The organism is uncultured Roseibium sp. (assembly GCF_947494555.1).
GTDB lineage: Bacteria > Pseudomonadota > Alphaproteobacteria > Rhizobiales > Stappiaceae > Roseibium.
Genome location: NZ_CANLVF010000003.1, coordinates 656156 through 677277, shown reverse-complemented (window position 1 = coordinate 677277; position 21122 = coordinate 656156). Strand labels below are relative to the sequence as shown.

General features: G+C 56.8%; 16 protein-coding genes. 9 read left to right on the top strand and 7 right to left on the bottom strand.

Annotation, left to right across the window (positions count from 1 at the left end; all coding sequences use genetic code 11):
- Positions 1-108 precede the first annotated feature (108 nt).
- The gene (locus Q0915_RS17815) at positions 109-1017 is read left to right on the top strand and encodes a sterol desaturase family protein (RefSeq protein WP_299476374.1); all 909 of its coding nucleotides are present in this window, start codon (positions 109-111) and stop codon (positions 1015-1017) included.
- Between the two features lie 358 nt (positions 1018-1375).
- Complete coding sequence (locus tag Q0915_RS17810; protein WP_299476371.1) at positions 1376-1888, top strand: Hcp family type VI secretion system effector; 513 nt, start codon at positions 1376-1378, stop codon at positions 1886-1888.
- Positions 1889-2068: 180 nt separating this feature from the next.
- Here Q0915_RS17810 and fsa read toward each other — a convergent pair whose 3' ends face one another.
- A complete protein-coding gene (gene fsa / locus Q0915_RS17805; protein ID WP_299476368.1) occupies positions 2069-2722 on the bottom strand; it encodes a fructose-6-phosphate aldolase in 654 nt (217 codons plus the stop codon).
- A gap of 273 nt (positions 2723-2995) precedes the next feature.
- Here fsa and Q0915_RS17800 point away from each other — a divergent pair, with 273 nt between their 5' ends.
- A complete protein-coding gene (locus Q0915_RS17800; protein WP_299476365.1) occupies positions 2996-5191 on the top strand; it encodes a primosomal protein N' in 2196 nt (731 codons plus the stop codon).
- A gap of 51 nt (positions 5192-5242) precedes the next feature.
- Here Q0915_RS17800 and Q0915_RS17795 read toward each other — a convergent pair whose 3' ends face one another.
- The gene (locus Q0915_RS17795) at positions 5243-5629 is read right to left on the bottom strand and encodes a RidA family protein (protein WP_299476363.1); all 387 of its coding nucleotides are present in this window, start codon (positions 5627-5629) and stop codon (positions 5243-5245) included.
- A 100-nt stretch (positions 5630-5729) separates the two neighbouring features.
- Here Q0915_RS17795 and Q0915_RS17790 point away from each other — a divergent pair, with 100 nt between their 5' ends.
- The 6 genes from Q0915_RS17790 to Q0915_RS17765 all read left to right on the top strand — a co-directional run bounded on the left by Q0915_RS17790 (position 5730) and on the right by Q0915_RS17765 (position 11586).
- A complete protein-coding gene (locus tag Q0915_RS17790; protein WP_366525294.1) occupies positions 5730-6233 on the top strand; it encodes an Lrp/AsnC family transcriptional regulator in 504 nt (167 codons plus the stop codon).
- 296 nt (positions 6234-6529) lie between these two features.
- Positions 6530-7090, top strand: coding sequence for a F0F1 ATP synthase subunit delta (locus tag Q0915_RS17785; protein WP_299476357.1), 561 nt, complete (start codon positions 6530-6532; stop codon positions 7088-7090).
- Positions 7090-8619 (top strand): F0F1 ATP synthase subunit alpha, encoded by a 1530-nt coding sequence (atpA, locus tag Q0915_RS17780; RefSeq protein WP_299476354.1) that lies wholly within the window; start codon positions 7090-7092, stop codon positions 8617-8619. The genes Q0915_RS17785 and atpA overlap by 1 nt, the downstream gene beginning before the upstream one ends.
- Positions 8620-8652: 33 nt before the next feature.
- Positions 8653-9537: a F0F1 ATP synthase subunit gamma gene (locus Q0915_RS17775; protein WP_299476351.1), complete on the top strand. Its 885-nt coding sequence runs from the start codon at positions 8653-8655 to the stop codon at positions 9535-9537.
- Positions 9538-9650: 113 nt separating this feature from the next.
- Complete coding sequence (atpD, locus tag Q0915_RS17770; RefSeq protein ID WP_299477079.1) at positions 9651-11084, top strand: F0F1 ATP synthase subunit beta; 1434 nt, start codon at positions 9651-9653, stop codon at positions 11082-11084.
- A 94-nt stretch (positions 11085-11178) separates the two neighbouring features.
- A complete protein-coding gene (locus tag Q0915_RS17765) occupies positions 11179-11586 on the top strand; it encodes a F0F1 ATP synthase subunit epsilon (protein WP_299476348.1) in 408 nt (135 codons plus the stop codon).
- Between the two features lie 84 nt (positions 11587-11670).
- On the opposite strand, the gene Q0915_RS17760 is transcribed toward Q0915_RS17765, so the two are convergent.
- From Q0915_RS17760 to Q0915_RS17740, 5 genes are all read right to left on the bottom strand, one after another.
- Positions 11671-15036: a PAS-domain containing protein gene (locus tag Q0915_RS17760; protein ID WP_299476345.1), complete on the bottom strand. Its 3366-nt coding sequence runs from the start codon at positions 15034-15036 to the stop codon at positions 11671-11673.
- 325 nt (positions 15037-15361) lie between these two features.
- Positions 15362-17941 (bottom strand): PAS-domain containing protein, encoded by a 2580-nt coding sequence (locus tag Q0915_RS17755; protein WP_299476342.1) that lies wholly within the window; start codon positions 17939-17941, stop codon positions 15362-15364.
- A 378-nt stretch (positions 17942-18319) separates the two neighbouring features.
- The gene (locus Q0915_RS17750; RefSeq protein WP_299476340.1) at positions 18320-18526 is read right to left on the bottom strand and encodes a hypothetical protein; all 207 of its coding nucleotides are present in this window, start codon (positions 18524-18526) and stop codon (positions 18320-18322) included.
- A 285-nt stretch (positions 18527-18811) separates the two neighbouring features.
- The gene (locus Q0915_RS17745; protein WP_299476338.1) at positions 18812-20428 is read right to left on the bottom strand and encodes a molybdopterin-binding/glycosyltransferase family 2 protein; all 1617 of its coding nucleotides are present in this window, start codon (positions 20426-20428) and stop codon (positions 18812-18814) included.
- On the bottom strand, positions 20425-21120 hold the full coding sequence (locus Q0915_RS17740) for an XdhC family protein (RefSeq protein WP_299476335.1): 696 nt from the start codon (positions 21118-21120) through the stop codon (positions 20425-20427). Before Q0915_RS17740 ends, Q0915_RS17745 begins: the two co-directional genes overlap by 4 nt.
- Between the last annotated feature and the right edge of the window lie 2 nt (positions 21121-21122).

The window sequence follows — 21122 nt, the reverse complement described above, 5'->3', positions numbered from 1 at the left end:
TGATTGGAGGTTCTGATTAGTTAACGCGCCTCGCCCGATTTACGCTCAGTTAAGCCGCGCACGGTTAGAAAGGGGACTTGAGCAAGTTGCGTCCGGATAGGTAGTGCGTTGGACTTCGTCGGCAGGATATACGAATTTTTCGAGCTACTCGTTACAACACGGGTCTACAGCGTCTCGTTTGCGGCGACATTGGCATTTGCTTTTGCCGTGCTCATTTTCGATCTGCACCGGCGCGGTTACAGGTTCAACTGGCCCCGCCGCCTGATCCGAAGCGTCGGCGCCAATGTCGGGTTCTGGTGGGTTAACCTGCTGTTTGCTCCGATCGTGTTCCTGACAGCCGGCTATGTGAAGCAGGCCTATGACACTTTGGGCATTCCAAGCATTGATGAGGCCGTATGGTCCGGCATTCCCTGGTGGCTTCTCGTTCCCTTTGCCGCCGTTTGCTATGATTTTGCGGACTATTGGAACCACCGGATCCTGCACCATCGGTGGCTTTGGCCGATCCATGCGATCCATCATTCCGATCCAGACCTCAACGTTCTGACGAGCTACCGGATCCACTTTCTGGAATCGCTGGTCATGACGACGTCCTATATCCTTCTGCTCAGCTGGCTGGGGTTCCCGACCGACATCATGGGATACGGCGCGATCCTTCTGACCCTGCATAACATGTATGTGCACATCAACGTGGACTGGGGGCACGGCCCGTTCAAATACGTCCTTGCCTCGCCGCGTATGCACCAGTGGCACCACGCCGACCTGCCGGAGGCGTATGGCAAGAACCTGGCAAACGTCTTCCCGGTGTTTGATCTCATGTTCGGGACCTACTACGTGCCTGGACCCTGCAAAGAACCGTTCGGTGTCCACGACGTGCCCCAGAACGACGTTGTAAAACTCATTCTCTATCCATTTGCCGAGTGGAGCCGTCAGGCAAGAGCCGGGCTTCGCACCGCGTTTCGTTCAAAGAGCGGAACGCCAGACCTTCCCGAGACTGAAAAACCGGCAGATCCGGCCTGATATGTGAACGTTTCGGCCTTAACGGCTGAAAGCTGATGTATTCGGCATGGGATTTTCGCACGATCAGCGGTCCAACTTGCCTCCCGGCAGGGCTTCAGAACGCATTTTGTGATGTTCGTCACACCGGACCTGCGCGTGTTTTCTCGCAGCTTAGCCGCAGCTGTGCAGAAATCTGCACAGTGACATGGTCGTTAATGAGCCGCAAAAATAAAATATCTTCATATTTTTCAATATCTTGTCGAAAAATCGGCAAACTGGCACACCCGTTGCAATTCTCCTGGCATCGGCGCCAAACACAAATCAAGCGCCCCGGAATTCAAATCAAAGCTGCCAAGCAGCACAGAGCCAGGAGATCAAAATGTCCAATATCGCATACCTGAAAGCCACAGGCGCAACCCAAGGCGACATAACCGCAGACGCAACCACAGGCGACAGCATCGGCAACCTGTGGCAGGAAGGCCATGAAGGCCAGTCCCTGGTCTACGCCCTGGAACAGAACGCAGTCGTACCGCGTGACCCGCAGTCCGGTTCCATCATCGCAACACGCCGCCACCTGCCGACGACTTTCGTCAAGCCGGTCGACAAGGCAACCCCGCTCTTCTGGCAGGCGCTTGCCACCGGTGAAGCGCTCGAAATCGAAGTCGAGTTCTGGCGCACGTCCACAGCCGGCGTTCAGGAGCACTACTACACGATCAAGTTCATCGACGCGGTTCTTGTTGAAGGCAAGACGATCCTTCCGGACGTCAACGACGAAGCCAACGCCTCGCGTGGTGACATCGACCAGTTCTCCTTCACCTACCGCAAGTGCGAGTGGACCCACGAAGTTGCCGGCACAAGCGCATCCGACGATTACCGCGCTCCGGTCACCTGATTTATGTCCCGCAGGGGCCGGATCTGATCCGGCCCTGAGCTGGCAGGACTGCCTCGTCTGTCAGCCGCAGCCGCCCGGTCTTCGTGCCGGGCGGTTTGTTTTTGGAAAGCAGGCTCAAACATCAAAGAAAAACGGCCCGGAAAACCGGGCCGCTCCTGGTACTCTGATTTGAACCGGGCTTCAGAGAATGCTCTGACCTGTCTTGGCCCAATCCGCGAGGAACGCGTCCAGGCCCTTGTCCGTCAGCGGATGCTTGACCAGGCCCTGAAGCGTCGACGGCGGAACCGTGGCGACATCCGCACCGATGAGTGCACACTCCTTGACGTGGTTCGCTGTGCGGATGGACGCGGCCAGGATTTCCGTATCGAAACCGTAATTGTCGTAGATCACGCGGATTTCGCGGATCAAATCCAAGCCTTCGATATTCATGTCATCGAGACGGCCTATGAACGGCGAGATGTAGGTCGCGCCGGCTTTGGCGGCCAGCAGCGCCTGGTTCGCGGAGAAACACAGCGTGACATTCGTCTTCGTGCCTTCTTCCGTCAGCTGCTTGCAGGCTTTCAGTCCGTCAAAGGTCAGCGGCAGCTTGATGACGACGTTGTCGGCAATCGCGCGGAGCACATGGGCTTCCTTGATCATCTGATCGAACTCGGTGGCGGCAACTTCAGCAGAAACGTCGCCTCCGGTGATTTCGCAGATCTCGGCAATCACTTCCTTGAAGTCGCGACCTGATTTGGCGATGAGCGAGGGATTTGTGGTCACGCCGTCAAGGAGCCCGGTAGATTCCAGTTCCTTGATGACAGCGGTGTCGGCTGTGTCGACAAAAAATTTCATATGTGTTTGCTCCCTGTGAAGCGCCGTTTGATCGCCAAATGCAGGCGTTTGTCTGAGGCGAAGAACGAATGCGTGGTCACTCGCGCTCTCTTTACCCTAGGATGATGACAAGAAGAACCCCTGATTCTCCGGTGGAGAATTTTTTTGTGGTACGTACCTCAAAACGCGCAACTCTTGATCCGTGGCCATGAGCGGGCAAACGTTTGCGCTTCAATGATCTTTGCCGGCGTTCCAGAGTACCGGCCACATTAGATGCCAGGAAACTGAATCCTCGTGCTGTTCGACGATCCCGAAATTGAGGAAACCATTGCCAGCGTGCTGGTGCCGGTCGCGGTGCCCGGCGCTTATACGTACAAGGTCCCGGCGGGACAAAACGTCGTTCCCGGGACGATCGTCAAAGTGCCGTTGGGACCGCGCGAAGTCATCGGTGCAGTCTGGGATATCGAGCCCGATGCGGCGATCAATCCGAAAAAACTGAAAACCATTTCGAGGGTGTACGAAACGACGCAGCCACTCGACAAGGACTTGCGCCGCTTTGTCGACTGGGTCGCGAACTGGACGCTCGGCGCGCCCGGAATGGTGCTGCGCATGGTCTTGCGTTCGGAAGAAGCGCTGGAACCCGAACCCCCGGTGCCCGGTGTGCGCCGGATCGAGGGCGCTCAGCCGGACCGTCAGACCGCTGCGAGAAGCCGGGTCCTCGCGACAATGGAAGACGGGTTTGCCTGGACCAAGAGCGGTCTTGCCCATGCTGCGGGTGTGTCATCATCCGTGATTGACGGACTGATCCAGCAAAGCGTGCTGGAAGTCGTTTCCATGCCGGCGGCGCCACCACCTCCTCGGCCTCAGCTGGACTTTGCGCAAAAGGACCTGACACCGGCACAGACCGCGGCGGCCGGGGGCCTGATCGATAGTTTCGATAGGGGCGCTGGTGTCTCGCTGATCGACGGCGTCACCGGGTCAGGCAAGACGGAAGTCTATTTCGAGGCCATCGCGGAAGCGTTGCGGCGTGAGAGGCAAGCGCTGGTGCTGTTGCCGGAGATCGCGCTCACCGAGCAGTTTCTGCGTCGCTTCGAACAGCGCTTCGGCGTTTATCCCGCAGAGTGGCACTCGGAGATCACGCCGAAAAACCGCGCAAGGGTGTGGCGCGGTGTGGCGTCCGGGGACGTGCGTGTCGTCATCGGTGCAAGGTCATCCCTCTTTCTTCCGTTTAAGGAATTGGGCCTGATCATCGTCGACGAGGAACACGATACAGCCTTCAAGCAGGATGACCGGGTTCCTTATAGTGCGCGGGACATGGCGGTCGTTCGGGGCCATATCTCCGGCTTTCCGGTCGTTCTTGCCTCGGCAACGCCCTCTGTCGAGAGCCATGTGAATGCGGACGTCGGGCGTTATACGCTTTACCAACTGCCCGAACGTGCGTCTGGCGCTGCCTTGCCAGAGCTAAAGGCTATCGACATGCGCAGCGAAGGACCTGAGCGGGGCAGATGGCTTGCGCCTCAGCTGGTGCACGCGATCAAGGACACCTTCGCGGCCGGCGATCAGTCTCTTCTTTTTCTGAACCGGCGCGGATATGCGCCTTTGACGCTCTGCCGCACCTGCGGTCACCGGTTTCAGTGCGCGCATTGCAGCGCCTGGCTTGTCGAGCACCGGTTTCAGAAAAAACTCGTCTGCCATCACTGCGGTCATACCGAGCCTGTCCCCGAAACCTGTCCCTCCTGTCAGAGCGCCAACAGCCTGGTGGCCTGTGGGCCGGGTGTCGAACGTGTCGCGGAAGAAGTGTCCGACCTGTTTCCCCAGGCGCGCACGCTGATCCTGTCTTCCGACCTGCCGGGCGGTCCGGAGCGGTTAAAACGGGAAATGAAGATCGTCGAGGAGGGCGGCGCCGACATTGTCATCGGAACCCAGCTGGTCGCGAAGGGGCACAATTTTCCGAAAATGAAACTGGTCGGTGTCGTCGACGCTGATCTGGGCCTTGCGCATGGAGACCCGCGGGCAGCGGAGAAAACCTTTCAGCTGCTTGCACAGGTGACCGGCCGCGCCGGTCGCGTTACCGGCGGCGGCCTGGGATTTCTTCAGACCTACAATGCGGACCATCCAGTGATCAAAGCACTTTATCGCGGCGACAAGGATGCGTTCTACAAGGCGGAGATCGAGTCGCGGAAGGTTGCGGGCCTGCCGCCTTTCGGCAGGCTGGCCGCTGTCGTCGTCTCCGGTCCGGATAAGGTCTTTGCAGAAGGCTACGCCCGCGCGCTCGCCAGGGCCGCACCGTCCGACGAGGCCGTAACGTTGCTGGGTCCCGCAGAAGCAGCGCTTGCCATGGTGCGTGGCCGCCATCGCTACCGGCTTCTGACAATGGCGCCGCGCCAATACGACCTACAGTCCTATTTACGGCAGTGGCTCGGCAAAGGACCGAAGCCAACCAAGGGATTGCGGGTACAGGTCGACATCGATCCGCTGCATTTTCTGTGAAAGGGGCTTCTGCTCAGATCGCAGGCGCTTCCGAATTGAAAACTGCACGATTCAGAGCGCGGCAATAACCTCGACTTCGACCAGCCAGTCCTCGCTCAGTGTTTCCGCGACGATCGTGGTGCAGGGCACCACACGGCCTCCAAGCGCGCTGACACGGGCGTCCTGATTGGCGGTCATATAGTCGCGGTGACGCAGGTAACTGGTCACGCGGACAACGTTGTCAATGTCACCCCCGGCATCTTGCAGGATCGTCGAGATATTGCGCCATATCAGCTGCAGCTGACTGTCGAGGGTCTCCGCGGGTGTGCCGTCAGTATCCAAACCCATTGTTCCACTCACGAACAAAAGCCTCTGCGGAGCGTCGACGGCGATGGCATGTATATAGTCCGGCGTTGCCTGATAAATGTCCTTTGTTGGATTGATCGGAATAAAATTCATTTTGACGCTCCTTTTGCCGAATGAAGAGATTGAAAAAGTACATCAAGCAAGAATAAAATTCGGCATGAGCAAAGAAACGAAAAATCTTAAGCGCTCAAGCATGCCCGATCGATCCCCGGACAGGTTTGACCGAAAGATATTAAGTGTCCTGGTGGGCAACGCTGAATCGAGTTTTGCCGAACTCGGGCGGATTGTGGGTCTTTCCGCACCTGCGGTATTCGAACGGGTCAAGCGCTTGAAGAGAACCGGCGTCATACGCTCGGTGTGCGCACGCCTTCACGGTCCGTCCGTCGGCCGTCCTTTTCTGGCCTTTGTCCATGTCGATGTCGCAGGATGGGGCAAGGAACAGAAGATGCTGAAGCTTGCGGACTTTCCCGAAGTCGAGGAGATGCACTCTGTCGCAGGGGATACGGGGCTCATCATCAAGGTGAGAACCCGTGATTCCCATGCCCTTGAGCAGCTCTTGGCGCAGATCTACGAATTGCCCGGCGTTACCGGCACGAAAAGCTACGTGGTTCTGTCGACATTTCTCGAACGTCCGGTCCAGGCGGATACGACGGAGGATTGGCCGACTGTCGGCCAGTTTCTGCCACCTCAAGGCTGATGAATCTGTGCGATTTCCGTGTTGGGAAATTGGCGGCCAGGCCTCTATGGGCAATTCCGCGAAAGCGTTGTCCGGAACGCGTTTTTTTCGTCCTGCAGCAAAAAACACCTAAGATTCCTTCAGAACAGTCTTTTGGCGAAGTTGCACACTGAGAAACCCTGTGCTAATTGAGGCGCGGCTTTGGGGGAACGGTTTAACCGTCATACCTTCTGACCTCGAAATCTTTCATTATTTTCAATGCCTTGCGAACGCTTACCGTTTTGCGGGCTTGAAAAACGTCAGAGAGCACGGACCTGGTGACTGACAACGTATCTCTCGTATCCGGCGTGGCACAGCGTTATGCGTCCGCCCTTCTCGACCTGGCAGAGGGTGACGGCACTACGGCTGACGTGGAACGGGATCTGGCCGCTTTCGAAGGCATGCTTGCCGAAAGCGAGGATCTCGACCGTCTCGTGAAGAGCCCGGCATTCAGTGCAGAAGAGCAGCTAACCGCGCTCACTGCGCTTCTTGAAAAGGCAGGCATTTCGGGCCTCGCCGCAAATTTCGTGAAGTTGGCCGCCCGTAACAGGCGCCTCTTCGTTCTTCCCGACATGATCAAGGCATTTCGTGCACTTCTTGCCGAAAAGCGTGGCGAGGAAACAGCGGAAGTTACGTCTGCTGCGCCTTTGTCAGATGAGCATGTCGCTGCCCTTAAGGAGGCATTGTCTGCTTCCACTGGCAAAACCGTAAATCTCGCAGCGAAAGTTGATCCTGCACTGATCGGAGGCCTTGTGGTCAAAGTCGGGTCCCGCATGATCGATACGTCCCTGCGTACCAAGCTCAATTCACTCAAGTTCGCGATGAAAGAGGTCGGCTGATGGATATTCGGGCCGCGGAAATTTCCGCAATCCTCAAGGACCAGATCAAGAGCTTTGGCCAGGAAGCCGAAGTCTCTGAAGTTGGTCAAGTGCTCTCCGTCGGTGACGGTATCGCCCGTGTTTATGGTCTGGACAAAGTTCAGGCCGGTGAAATGGTCGAATTCCCAGGTGGCATCAAGGGCATGGCCCTGAACCTGGAATCGGACAATGTCGGTGTCGTTATCTTCGGCTCCGACCGTGACATCAAAGAAGGCGACACCGTCAAGCGGACCGGCGCCATCGTGGAAGTCCCGGTCGGCAAGGGCCTGCTTGGCCGCGTTGTTGACCCGCTCGGCAACCCGATCGACGGCAAGGGCCCGATCGAGGCGACGGAAAAACGTCGTGTGGACGTGAAAGCGCCGGGCATCCTGCCGCGCAAGTCCGTGCACGAGCCGATGTCCACTGGTCTGAAAGCCATCGACGCACTGATCCCGGTCGGACGCGGTCAGCGCGAGCTCGTGATCGGCGACCGCCAGACCGGCAAGACCGCGATTATCCTCGATACATTTCTGAACCAGAAGCCGCTGCATGCGGGCGATGACGAAGATGCGAAACTCTACTGCATCTACGTTGCCGTCGGCCAGAAGCGCTCCACCGTTGCCCAGTTCGTCAAGGTTCTGGAAGACAACGGCGCACTGGAATATTCCATCGTCATCGCTGCGACCGCGTCTGATGCGGCGCCGCTACAGTTCCTTGCACCATTCGCCGGCTGCGCGATGGGCGAGTACTTCCGTGACAACTCCATGCACGCCGTGATCGGCTACGACGATCTGACCAAACAGGCCGTGGCCTATCGTCAGATGTCCCTGCTTCTGCGCCGCCCGCCGGGACGTGAAGCGTTCCCGGGTGACGTCTTCTACCTGCACTCCCGTCTGCTGGAGCGCGCGGCGAAGCTCAACGAAGAGCATGGTAGCGGTTCTCTGACCGCGCTGCCGGTTATCGAGACGCAGGGCAACGACGTGTCCGCGTTTATTCCGACCAACGTGATCTCGATCACCGACGGTCAGATCTTCCTTGAAACGGATCTCTTCTACCAGGGCATCCGTCCGGCGGTGAACGTCGGCCTGTCGGTTTCCCGCGTGGGGTCATCTGCTCAGATCAAGGCCATGAAGCAGGTCGCCGGCCCGGTTAAGGGTGAGCTTGCCCAGTACCGCGAAATGGCCGCGTTCGCGCAGTTCGGTTCAGACCTTGACGCGACAACGCAGCGCCTGCTGAACCGCGGTGCGCGCCTGACCGAACTCCTGAAGCAGCCGCAGTTCTCTCCGTTGAAGACGCAGGAACAGGTCGCAGTGATCTATGCCGGCGTGAACGGTTATCTCGACAGCTTTGGTGTCGATCGCGTGAAGGACTTTGAAGAAGGTCTGCTTCTTTTCCTTCGTGGTGAGCATGCGGATCTTCTGGATGCCATCTGGGAAAAGAAGGCTCTTGACGACGAGCTGACTGGCAAGCTGAAAGCTGCCATCGACGCGTTCGCCAAGAACTTCGCTTAAGACGACACGCCGGGATAAGGAGCAGGGGCGGCCATGCCGAGCCTGAAGGACTTACGAAACCGCATCGCTTCCGTGAAGGCGACGCAGAAAATCACCAAGGCCATGCAGATGGTGGCCGCGGCGAAGCTGCGTCGTGCACAGGAAGCTGCGGAGGCCGCACGCCCCTATGCGGAACGCATGGGTGCCGTATTGGCCAACCTCGCGGAAGCATTCGAGGGTCGCGATGACGCTCCGAAGCTGATGTCCGGCACAGGTAACGATCAGGTGCATCTCCTGCTCGTCGCCACGGCCGAACGCGGACTTTGCGGTGGCTTCAACACAAATATCGCCAAGCTGGCCCGTGAGAAGGCGCGCAGCCTGATCGCGGACGGAAAGACGGTCAAGATCATCTGTGTCGGCAAGAAGGGCTTTGATGCCCTGAAGCGTGAGCTAGGCCAGCACGTGATCGAAACCGTGGATCTTCGCAGCGTCAAGAGCGTAGGCTACGCCAATGCCGACGAGATCGGCAAAAAGGTACTGTCTATGTTCGCAGACGGAGAATTTGACGTCTGCACGCTGTTCTACTCGACGTTCATATCGGTGATTGCTCAGGAGCCCACAGCGCAGCAGCTAATCCCGGGCAGCTTCGAGGCCAAAGGGGATGGCGAGAGCGATGGAGCCCACCCGGTCTATGAATACGAGCCGGACGAGACGGAGATCCTTGAAGATCTTCTGCCGCGCAACATTTCCGTTCAGATTTTCCGGGCGCTCCTGGAAAATGCCGCGTCCGAGCAGGGTGCCCGGATGTCCGCTATGGACAACGCGACCCGAAATGCCGGTGATATGATCGACAAGCTGACGATCAACTACAACCGTCGGCGTCAGGCGCAGATCACGACGGAACTGATTGAAATTATCTCGGGCGCCGAGGCGCTCTAGCGCATTTGCGCCCGTCAGGGCGCGAATGCCGGACTAACAACATTGTCGATCGACTCTTCCGGAAAAATGCAAAGGAATTGGAAGCAGGTTGATCTAACGGGATCGAGACGAGGATTAGGGATATGGCTGACAAACAGGTCGGACGGGTCACCCAGGTCATCGGCGCCGTTGTCGACGTCAAGTTCGATGACCATCTGCCGCTGATCCTGAACGCTCTGGAAGTTGACAACCAGGGCGTACGACTGGTTCTTGAGGTTGCACAGCACCTCGGTGAGAATACGGTTCGCACCATCGCGATGGACTCGACCGAGGGTCTGGTGCGTGGACAGGACGTTGTCGACACGGGCGCACCGATCGCAGTGCCGGTTGGTGACGGCACACTGGGCCGCATCATGAACGTGATCGGCGAGCCGGTTGACGAAGCCGGTGACATTCCGCACACCGACAAGCGCGGCATCCACCAGGAAGCTCCGACGTTCATCGAACAGTCGACAGAAGCTGAAATCCTGGTGACGGGCATCAAGGTCGTCGACCTTCTCGCTCCGTACGCAAAGGGCGGTAAGATCGGCCTGTTCGGCGGCGCAGGCGTCGGCAAGACCGTTCTCATCATGGAGCTGATCAACAACGTCGCGAAGGCGCACGGCGGTTACTCCGTTTTCGCCGGTGTCGGCGAGCGCACCCGCGAAGGCAACGACCTTTACTGGGAAATGATCGAATCGGGCGTGAACAAGGAAGGCGGCGGAGAAGGCTCCAAGGCGGCCCTCGTTTACGGTCAGATGAACGAACCTCCCGGAGCGCGTGCACGTGTTGCACTGACCGGTCTGACGGTTGCCGAGCATTTCCGTGACGCTGGTCAGGACGTTCTGTTCTTCGTTGACAACATCTTCCGCTTCACCCAGGCCGGTTCCGAAGTGTCCGCGCTTCTTGGCCGTATCCCGTCTGCTGTGGGATATCAGCCGACGCTTGCGACCGACATGGGCTCGATGCAGGAACGCATCACGACGACAAACAAGGGCTCGATCACGTCTGTTCAGGCCGTCTACGTTCCGGCCGATGACTTGACCGACCCGGCGCCGGCCTCGACCTTCGCCCACTTGGACGCAACGACCGTTTTGAACCGCGCGATTGCTGAGAAAGGCATCTACCCGGCCGTGGATCCGCTGGACTCCACCTCCCGTATGCTGGATGCCCGTATCATCGGCGAAGAGCACTACAACACGGCCCGTACGGTCCAGGGGACGCTGCAGCGCTACAAGGCTCTGCAGGACATCATCGCCATCCTCGGCATGGACGAGCTTTCGGAAGAAGACAAGCTCACCGTGGCACGTGCCCGTAAAATCGAGCGCTTCCTGTCCCAGCCGTTCTTCGTTGCTGAAGTCTTCACCGGTTCGCCAGGCAAGCTGGTCGCTCTGGAAGACACGATCAAGGGCTTCAAAGGCCTGGTCGACGGTGAATACGATCACCTGCCGGAAGCTGCCTTCTACATGGTTGGATCCATCGAGGAAGCTGTCGAGAAAGCTCAGAAACTGGCTGCCGAAGCTGCCTGATTTCAGGATTGACCGGACGCCTGCCATGGCGTCCGGTCTTCTTTATGTGTGATGGCTCTGCCATCGAAACGCAGACTGACAAGGAAGACGCCAAATGGCTGAACTTTTCCAGTTCGAGTTGGTCTCCCCGGAACGCCAGCTCATCTCCGAACAGGTGGCCGAGGTTGTTGTTCCCGGTGCCGAAGGCGAATTCGGCGTTCTGAAGGATCACAGTCCGTTCATGTCCAGCATCGCGCCGGGCATCCTTAAAGTGCGCAAGGACGGTGACGCGTGGGACGAGTACTTTGTGCGCGGCGGTTTTGCCGATGTGGCGGCCGGAGGCTTGACAGTATTGGCCGAGCAGGCTGTTCCGGTTGCCGAAATCAGCCGGGAACAGCTCGATCAGGCGATCAAAAACGCAGAAGAAGATGCGGTGGATGCGAAGGATGATTCAGCCAAACAGAAAGCGGATCGCACGCTTCGCCGGTTGAAGGACGTTGCCGAGGCATTGAAGCAGGCCTGACGTCCAGCTCCATCAAAGTATTCAGACGCGGTCCGGAAACGGGCCGCGTTTTTGTTTGGCTAGATGATGAAAAGGCCGGCTGATTCAAGCCTTCAAGGCTTGGCGTTCAGGGTCGAGATCCAGAAATTTGAAGTCGTTCCTGCCACTGTTCTTGACGTCATAAAGCGCGATGTCTGCATTCTTGATGATGGCGCTCGCATCGGTGACTTCGGTGCATATTGGCGAAATGCCGACACTCACGCCGATCGTGATCGACTTGTCCTGGATGGAAAAGGGCATCTGTATCTTTCGCACGATCCGGCTCGCAATGACTTCGGCGACCGTTCGCGTCGATCTCTCCAGAATGATGCCGAATTCATCACCGCCAAGCCGCGCGACTAGATCGGTGGATCGAACACAGGCCTTCAGCCTATCGCTGACCTGCCTGAGAAGTTCATCGCCCGCATCGTGACCATAGGTGTCGTTGACCGGCTTGAACTTGTCCAGATCAAGCAGCATCAAAGCGCTTTCCGTACCAGTCTCCAGATCCTGAAGGATTTCCTCGAGTTTGCCGTTGAAGAGGGTCCGGTTGGCAAGTCCGGTGAGCGTATCATGGTGCGCGGCATACTCGATCTTTTGAACCGCGAGCTCGGACTGCGTCACGTCTTCATGCGTTCCAATCCAGCCGCCGCCCGGAAGGGGGGCATGAACGGCGCTGATAAACTTGCCACCCGGATGCTTGAACTTGGAGCGGACGACCTCGCCGGAAGACAGGCGAATGAGCAATTCCCTGACATGCTCACGAACATCGCCTTCGAATTCGCCGCGCTCTTTTTCAGCTTCAATAAGCTCGACAAGCGTTGCACCAATCCGCACGTCTGTCTCGGGCTTGTCGAAAACATCGATGTACTGCTTGTTCCAGAGCTTCAAGCGGCCGTCCTTGTCAAAGACGCTGACACCCTGTCGCATGTTGGCAAGGATTGCTTCAAGTTCTTCAGAGCGCAAACGCGCATTGCGCTCGTTTTCTTCCAGCTGCTCTTCAAGCTGTTTGCGGTCGGTTACATCAAAGAAATTGTAGATGAACCCACCTGATGGCAACGGCGTTCCCCGAATCTCCAGGAACGCTCCGTTCGCAGCACTTCGCACGTAGCTGTGTGGTTGGTTCCGGTCATAGGAATGGAACTTATTCAGCGCGAGATGCTCCGGATCCCCTTCGCCATAGTCACCGCGTTCTGCGTTGTATTTCAGGTAGTCCAGCATATGCAGTTTCTGGTCGACAAAGTCCTGCGGGTAGTCAAGCAGCCGCGCGAACTCTGTGTTCGCGGACCCGAGCTGATAGTTCTGATCGTAATACGCAAATCCACCGGGAAAATTGTCGAAAATGGCTTGTAGCGTGTCGGCCTGTTCCTTCGTTTCCGTGATATCGGCAACAGAAACAACAATTCCGTCCAGTCCGTTCTCCCCCAATGGGTCTATCGGTCGCGCGTTAAGCCGAACCCATGTCAAGCCGCCACGAGCGGGCGAATGCAGGCTGGCGACAAGATCCGTGACAGCCTCTGGATCTTGAATTGCCAGCTCAAACGGATCACTAAGCTCAAGTCCATCCAGCGATGCGCATGTGAGCGAAAGCCCAAGGCTGCCGATGCTGGTGCCTGTCAGCGAACGGCCTTCGCTGCCCAGAAGCTTTTCAGCCATCGGATTGGCTGACTCAACCATTCCGGATCTCGACAGGAGGAGGATACCTTCGCTCAGTGCATCAAGCGTGGTGCGTTGAACGGCTTCGGCCTGACGAACCGCCAGTTCCTTGCGTTTGCGATCCGAGATGTCGAAAAGGCTGAAGACGAGACCACCGTTGGGCAACGGGGTTGACCGGACATCCAGTGCCGTGCCGTCCGCAGTCACACGTTCCATCTGAACAGGCTTTCCGCTCATGAACGGTGAATACCTTTGCTCAACAACGGTGTCGACGTCGCCGTGCTCATGATTTTCCCGCCGGGCGACATGCGTCATCACGTCTTTCAGATGCGGCTTTTGAGTAAGCAAGCTTGCAGGAAGTTTGAAAGACTTCCGGAAGGCATCGTTGCAGCTTTCAAGCCGCATGGCTTCGTCGAAGTAAACCATGCCGCCGGGGAAATTGTCGAAAATCGCCCGCAGCGTATCTCCGTTACGCTTGGTTTCCGTGATGTCCGTCAGGGAAATCACGACACCATCGAGCCCGAATTCATTTGCGTTGTCGATCGGTGCCGCATTGATCCGGAGCCAGATCCTTTTGGCATCGCCATTCCGTTGAACATGAACGACGGTGCCGCTGATCTCGTCTGGCGTGTTGAAGGACAGTCGCAACAGGTCCTTTGGATCAAGGCTTTGGCCGTCTTCGGACTGAAAGGCAAGATCAAGATCCTGAAATCTCGATCCGGCTATTTCTTCTTGTGCGTATCCAAGAAGTTCAGAACCGGCGGCGTTTATCGACTGGATGCGCCCTGACCTGCTCAGAAATACGACCCCTTCAGAAAGCGTATGCACGACAGCTCTTTGCAGAGCTTCGGAGTATCTGACGGACTGTTCGGTTTTCTTGCGTTCGGTAACGTCCTGAATGGCACCGACGAGTCGAATGACTTCGCCATCCTTGAAAATCGGTCTGCCGACAGCTCGAACCCAGATGCTTCGCCCCTTCGCTGTCACAAAGGGTAGTTCAATATCCCAGCCAATGCCGTGTTCGATTGCATCCTGAACGGCTTTGGAAATCGTATCCCGGCTGTCCGGAGGATAAAATGACAGTGCGAAGTCCACCGTCGGATTGAAATCCTCTGGAACTTCGTGAATTTCTTTGGTTTTCTCAGTCCACGTAAGCGTATTGGTCCGGATGCAAAGCTCCCACCCGCCGACGCCGGACACGTTTGCCACTTCCTCCAGGAGTTCCCCCTCAAGCGCGGCAAGTTCATGTTCTTGCGCTGCTTCGGCGAGTGCGGCTTCCTTGTCGAGGCGCATCTTGTGGGCCTTGATAAGGCCTTCGACCACAGTTCCGAGGTTGCGCAATTGATCGAGCTGTTGCTTCGAAGGCGCATGCGGAACGCGGTCGATGACACACAACGTACCCAGACGGTTTGTCCCGTCGATTGAAACGGGGCACCCTGCATAAAAGCGGATATGCGGTTCACCTGTGACCAGAGGATTGTCCCTGAAGCGCGCGTCTTCATGCGTATCGGGCACAACGAACAGACTGTCTGACAAAATCGCATGTTGACAGAAAGAAACGTCACGCGAGGTGCTGTCAGCCGCCAGTCCACACTTGGCCTTGAACCATTGTTCGTCTTCGGACACAAGCGAAACAAGAGCAATGGGGCAATCGAAAATAGCGGCGAGTGTTTCGACAACGGCATCAAATTCCGGCAGGCGTTCAGATCCGAGAATCTGAAGTCCATGCAGGGCTTTCAAACGCTCCTCTTCGTTTTCCGGCCGTATTGTTTTCATTCTGCGATTCGCCTCCCGGGGAATCTCTTGAAGCACGTTTGTAAATTACATGGCCCCATCATGAGAGGAGAAGCGCAACAAATGATTAAGTTTGCCCATTTTTTGATCAAACAGATCGCTTGGAAAGACAGTTTCAAAATCAGGTTTTGCTTTTCACGGCTTTGTTTTTTCAGTCAATATTATTTTAGGCATCAAAATAAAATTGGGGTTCATAGAGCGACGCAGCTATAGGTTGAGTTATTGAAATGCAATGCTATAGATTGACGATATGCGTTTGGTTCTCAGGCAACCCGGCACAGCACAGCCAAGGAAATGATAGCCGTTATCATTCCTCGAAGAATTTGAAGCCGTCTCGACCCTCATGTTTAACGGCGTAGAGAGCAAGATCCGCCTTTTTGAGAACTGAATTAGCACCGCGTTCGTGTTCGGTGACAGATGCAATGCCAACGCTCCCGCTTATCTCAATTGCATGTCCATCAATGACGTAAGGGGCCTTCAGTTTTTCTACGATGCGTCGGGCTATCTTGGAGGCAAGGCTCTGTTCACCGTCAGGATTGTGAACAATGATTGCGAATTCGTCTCCGCCGAGACGGGCAACAGTGTCATTCGAGCGCACGCATTCCTTCAGTCGTGTCGCCGCCTGGAGCAGAAGCTTGTCGCCGACATCATGGCCATAAGTGTCGTTGACCGGCTTGAAGCGGTCCAGGTCGATCATCAACAGATCGCTCGCTTCCTCATCTCGCGCGGATCGGCCGATTGCTTCTTCGAGTTTCAGGCTAAATAGCGTCCGGTTTGCCAGCCCTGTGAGCGTGTCGTGGTGGGCGGCATATGTGATCTTTTCGGTCGCCTTTTCGCGCGACGTAATGTCTTCGTGCGTTCCTACCCAACCACCATCCGGCAGGGGCGTGCGGACAATGCTTATGATCGTCCCATTTGGGTGCTTGAAAGTCGACTTGACCACTTCGCCCGCATCAAGCTTGGCCTTGAGCTCCGCATAGAAGGTGGACGGGTCGCCATTGAACTCGCCGCGTTCCTTTTCGAACTCCAGAACGTCGATCAGGCTCATGCCTTTCTTGATCTCCGTTTCGGATTTGCCAAAAAGGTCCAAAAAGTGCTGGTTCCAGAGCGTGATGCAGCCTTTGTTGTCGAATACGCTGACACCCTGGCGCATGTTGGCGATAACCGCCTCCAGCTTGTGCAATCGGTCGCTGGCGAGTTTCTCCTTTTCAACGAGCTGAACTTCCATGTTCTTGCGGGCGGTGATATCCAGAAAGCTCGAAACATTGCCACCATCTGGAAGAGCCGTGCCTCGAACTTCAAGGACCCTGCCACTGCGCGTTTTTCGTTCATAGGCATTCAGCCCGCCGGTGCCGAATTTTACCAGCCGCTCCGATGCAATCCGGGCGGGGTCTCCTGGCCCGTAATCCCCGCGACTGGCGAAATACTGGATGACTTCAGGCAAATCAGGGCTCGTTTCGAGGAAGCTTTGGGGAATGTCCAGCAGGCGTGAAAACTCTTCATTCCAGAATGTCAGCCGCAACTGGCTGTCATAGTGGACCAGGCCTCCGGGAAAATTGTCGAAGAAGATCTGAAGCGTATCAGCCTGCTGTTTGACGCCCGTAATGTCGGTAAGCGAAACCACCACCGTGTTGACACTCTTTTCCTCTCCGAGTGGTTTAGCGCTGATGCGCAGCCACTTCATGGTACCGGAGTGCGGTTTCGTCAGTTGGATCTCCAGGTCGAGAACCCTGTCAGGTTCCAGCGTCGCAAGCAGGAGCGGACTGACCCGCTCGCTTCCGGAACTCAAACAGTCCCGCAGACCGATATCAAGGTCACGGACGTTTGCGCCGTCCAATGCGGATTGCTCACATCCCAGTAGCTCGCAGGCAGCTGGATTGACCGCCTCAATCCGGCCTGACTGGTTCAGCAGCAGAACACCTTCTCGCAAGGCTTCGAAGGTTGACCGCTGTTGATGCTCTGACGCACTAGCTTCTGCAGGGCTGCGCTTGCTGTTTGAAATGTCCTGAATAGAGCCGACAACCCGGTTCACGACGCCGTTTTCAAAAACCGGGCGTCCGGTCACAAGCACCCATCTGTCATCAGTCTCATCCGTCAGCAGACGCATTTCCAGAGCAAATTCGCGTCCGGTGCGAATGGCAAGGTCCATGGCCGCTTCGAACCCTTCGCGGCTTTCGTCTGTGTAAAAAGACAGCATCGCGTCGTAATCGGGTTCGAAACCCTCTGGCGCTGCGTGAATGTCTCGGGTGCTGGACGTCCATGAAAGCAGACCGGAGCCGATTTCAAATTCCCAGCCGCCGACGCCGGAAACCTGCGTAATCTTGTCGAGCAATTCCTGTTTCTGCCGGGCTTTGTCGCGTTCGCGTGCGACCTGATACAACGCATCTTGCGTTTCATTGCCGGCCTTGTGGGCTTTGAAGAGGCCCTCGACCACCCGCGCTGCATTTCTTATGTGCTCAACATCGGCTTGGCTGACCGAATGTGGCTTGGTGTCCATGACGCAGATGGTGGCGATGCGATGCTTGTCGTCTACCTTGACCGGGCATCCGAGGTAAAAGCGCGCGCCGAAGTCACCCGTCACGAGAGGTATGTCCCGGAACCGATCGTCTTTGGTCGCGTCGGGAACAATCACGACATCGTCGGATAAAATGGTTTGGCCGCAAAACGAGTTCGCGCGGGGGACTTCCTTCGCGTCAAGGCCGACCGCCGCCTTGAACCAGATTTCATCCTGATCGACAATCGAGATGACTGAGATAGGGCAGCCCAGGAGTTCGGAAGCGTTTGCCACAATGGCATCGAATTCAGGCAGTTGTTCTGAATGAAGAATGGAAAGTCTGTGAAGAGCTTCCAGTCTTTCTTCCTCAACTTGAACCTGCGCGAGCGTCATGGTCGACACCAACTCCGTTTTTAGAGCGCCGCATACCAGCCTAGTAACAGTATCGATTTAATTTCAACTATTCCGCAATAAACTCAGAATTGAATTAGGCATTGGTAATAATGACAAATAGTTGCAGAAATCTGCTAAGATATAAACTGTACTATTGTTTCGATGAAAAGAACACTTTTCCATCTTTAGAAATTCAAAAAAATGGATGCGTCCTGTGCCTTTTCGATAGTAAAGGAAAGTAACCTATTGTGGGGAAAACATTTTTTGCGAAATAGGACGAGGAATTCAGAACGCAAAAAACCCGGCCAGGGGGCCGGGTCTGAAAGTGCGTGGAGTGTTCCACGTATAATCTGCTTAATCCAAAGGCAGTTTAGCCTGTCAAGCAGCGCGCCGGAAAGAAAGGCTCATGCCACCACCGGAACGGTTGCGGCGGCGCTCTTCAGGCGGAATGTAAACGATCGCGCGGTGTTCGGTGCAATAGGATTCGCCCGGTTCAATGCGCGTGTTGCACGGGAATACATAACTTCCTGCATCGCCTTCTGCCCACTTGCAGCAGCCCGGACGCGGGAGGGACATGTCAGCCATTTTGTTCTTCCTTCTCTTACAAGCAACAAAAGCGCTCGAGCATCCTCGGGAGGAGAGGATCCGAACAGCTTTCGATAGAAATCGGATATAATCGGCGCCCGGGACGTCATACGTTGTCCAACCCACAAGGAGTGCCCTTCAGCAAGCGCAGGGATTACATAAGCGGCACGTCACAAAATTGCAATAGAAGACCCCGCAATTCCGGCCTGCGTTCTGCGCATAGCAGGTTAACAGGAGGTTAGTTGCGTACCGTATGCTGTTTAATGACTACAGCGATGCTATGTATTAACCCTCTTTCCCAGGAAGAGCGCCACCAGCCTCTTGCAGTGCCTGAGGGGTGTCGAGATCGAGCCTCGCAGCGGAACCAATCTCAACTTCGGCAACAAAACCGGGATTTCTGGCTATCAGATGTCTGGCACCGATATCGCCGGTCAACGCATTCAGGTCGTCGAAAAAACGTTTGTCCCAAAGCACCGGATTGCCCCGTTTCCCGTTGGCGGTCGCCGCGACAATAAGACTGGTGCCGTTTTCCTTGTAGGCGGCAATCAGTTTCTTCAATGCGGCTTCACCGACGCGTGGCATATCGCCAAGCAAAACGATTACGGCTTCAGTGTCTGCCTCAAGAGCCTTCATTCCCGCTCTGATTGAAGTCGCCATACCATCGGCATAGTCAGGATTGTAGACAGTCTCGATGTCGAGATCTTCAACTTGCTTGCGCACCTCGTCTGCCAGATGACCGGTGACAAGGATTGTCTGACGGAGACCGGCACCGATCGCCGCTTCTCCGGCGTGGCGCACGAGCGCCTTGCCGTCGAGTGTTGCCAGCAACTTGTTGGGGCCGCCCATACGGGTGGATTTACCGGCCCCCAGGATGATGGCCGCGACTTTGGGTGCATCCGTCTGTCGCTTGGCTTCGCGTGGCTGCGGTCTCGTACCGATTTCCATCAGGAGGCCTCCAACGCCCATGGCGGTGACATCGTCCGGCCCCGTCTCAACGCCTGCAAGCAGCCTGTCGAGGACCCAGTCGAAGCCGTTTTCCTTCGGGCTTCTCGCACAACCCGGTGCGCCCAGAACGGGAATGCCGTCAAGTTCGGCCAGCATGAGCAGGTTGCCAGGATCAACCGGCATGCCCAAATGCGCAACACTGCCACCTGCAAGGTCGACAGCCGCCGGCAAGACGTCGTGTCGGTCGACCACCGCCGAAGCGCCAAAAAGAACAAGGAAATCGGCACCCTTTTCAACAAGTGCCTTCATTGCGGCAGAAACGTCTTCGCTGGCGTGGGGAACCCGCTCTTCGGCAAGGATAGTGCTGCCGCTGGGCCGCAGCCTGTCTTCCAGAACGCGCCGCGTCTTGTCCATGGTCACCGGTTTCAGGTGTGGCAGTTTTGTTGCCACCAGACCGACTTTTCTGGCCTGGAATTCCGCGACCCGAACAGCACCCCTTACGGCGCCCTCAGCCCTTTCAAGCGCAGCTCCGGAGACCGCAAAGGAGATGATCTTGGCGGTCGCGATCATTCGGTCCCGCGAAACCTTGCTGTGGTCCGGAAGCGTCGCGAATGTGATTGCGGGATCAATACGGTTCGCCTCAGTCACGGCTTCGGTGTCGACCACCAGCACGCCTGGTGCGTCAGCATAAAGATTCATGCGGCCTGTAAATGCGCTGTCTTCACTGACGCAGCGTCCCTTGGCGGCCAGTCCCAGCCGGGTTGCGGCGTCATTCTCGCCAACATCGCCGTCTTCCAGACGGGCGGCAACAACGCTTGCAATACCCTGTGACGCAAGGTCCCGGCAATCCTCGCCGCTGAGCACGTGCCCCTTTTTCAAAACCCTGCCTGGCAGGTTCGTCTTGTGTGCAAGTATGCAGCCGACGGCTTCTTTGAGGGAAACGGGGCCGAACTTCATGCGGCAGGCTCCGGGGCCTTCCGCAGTGCCAGGATGATGGAACCGAGAACGGCGACTGCGATCTCCTCCGGGGAAGCCGCTCCGATATCCAGGCCGATCGGTGCATCGATACGTTCAAAAAGCGCGGGATCCAGGCCGGATGCGGTAAACCTTTCAAGGCGCTTGCCATGCGTCTTGCGGCTGCCGAGGGCGCCAACATAGAAGCACTGCGTCCGCAGCGCTTCCATCAACGGAAAATCATCGATCTTCGGATCATGGGTGACCGCAGCGACAGCCGTGTAGGCATCCAGAGGCGTTTCCTTGAGGACGTCTTCCGGCCATTCCGCCTTTAGGGCAGCGCCGGGAAACCGCTCTTCGGTCGCAAACGCGGTACGCGGATCGATCACCGTCACGTCCAGGCCGGCAATTTCCGCCATCGGCACAAGTGCCTGGCTGATATGAACAGCCCCGATGATAACCAGCCTTGGAGCAGGGACAGACACGGTCAGGAACGCGTCGCCCGCTTCCGTTGTGACCGTCCCGGACTTGCCCGACAGAAACCGTTTGCGGAACTCGTGTTCCAAAGGATCGGAAGAATAATCGTCTTCCCGGCGCACCAGCGTTTGCGAGCCGTCTGCGAGACGCGTAACGAGAATTGCAGCGCGGCGGGCGTCCCGTTCCGCATTCAGGGTTTCGAGCAGTGATCGATCCATGG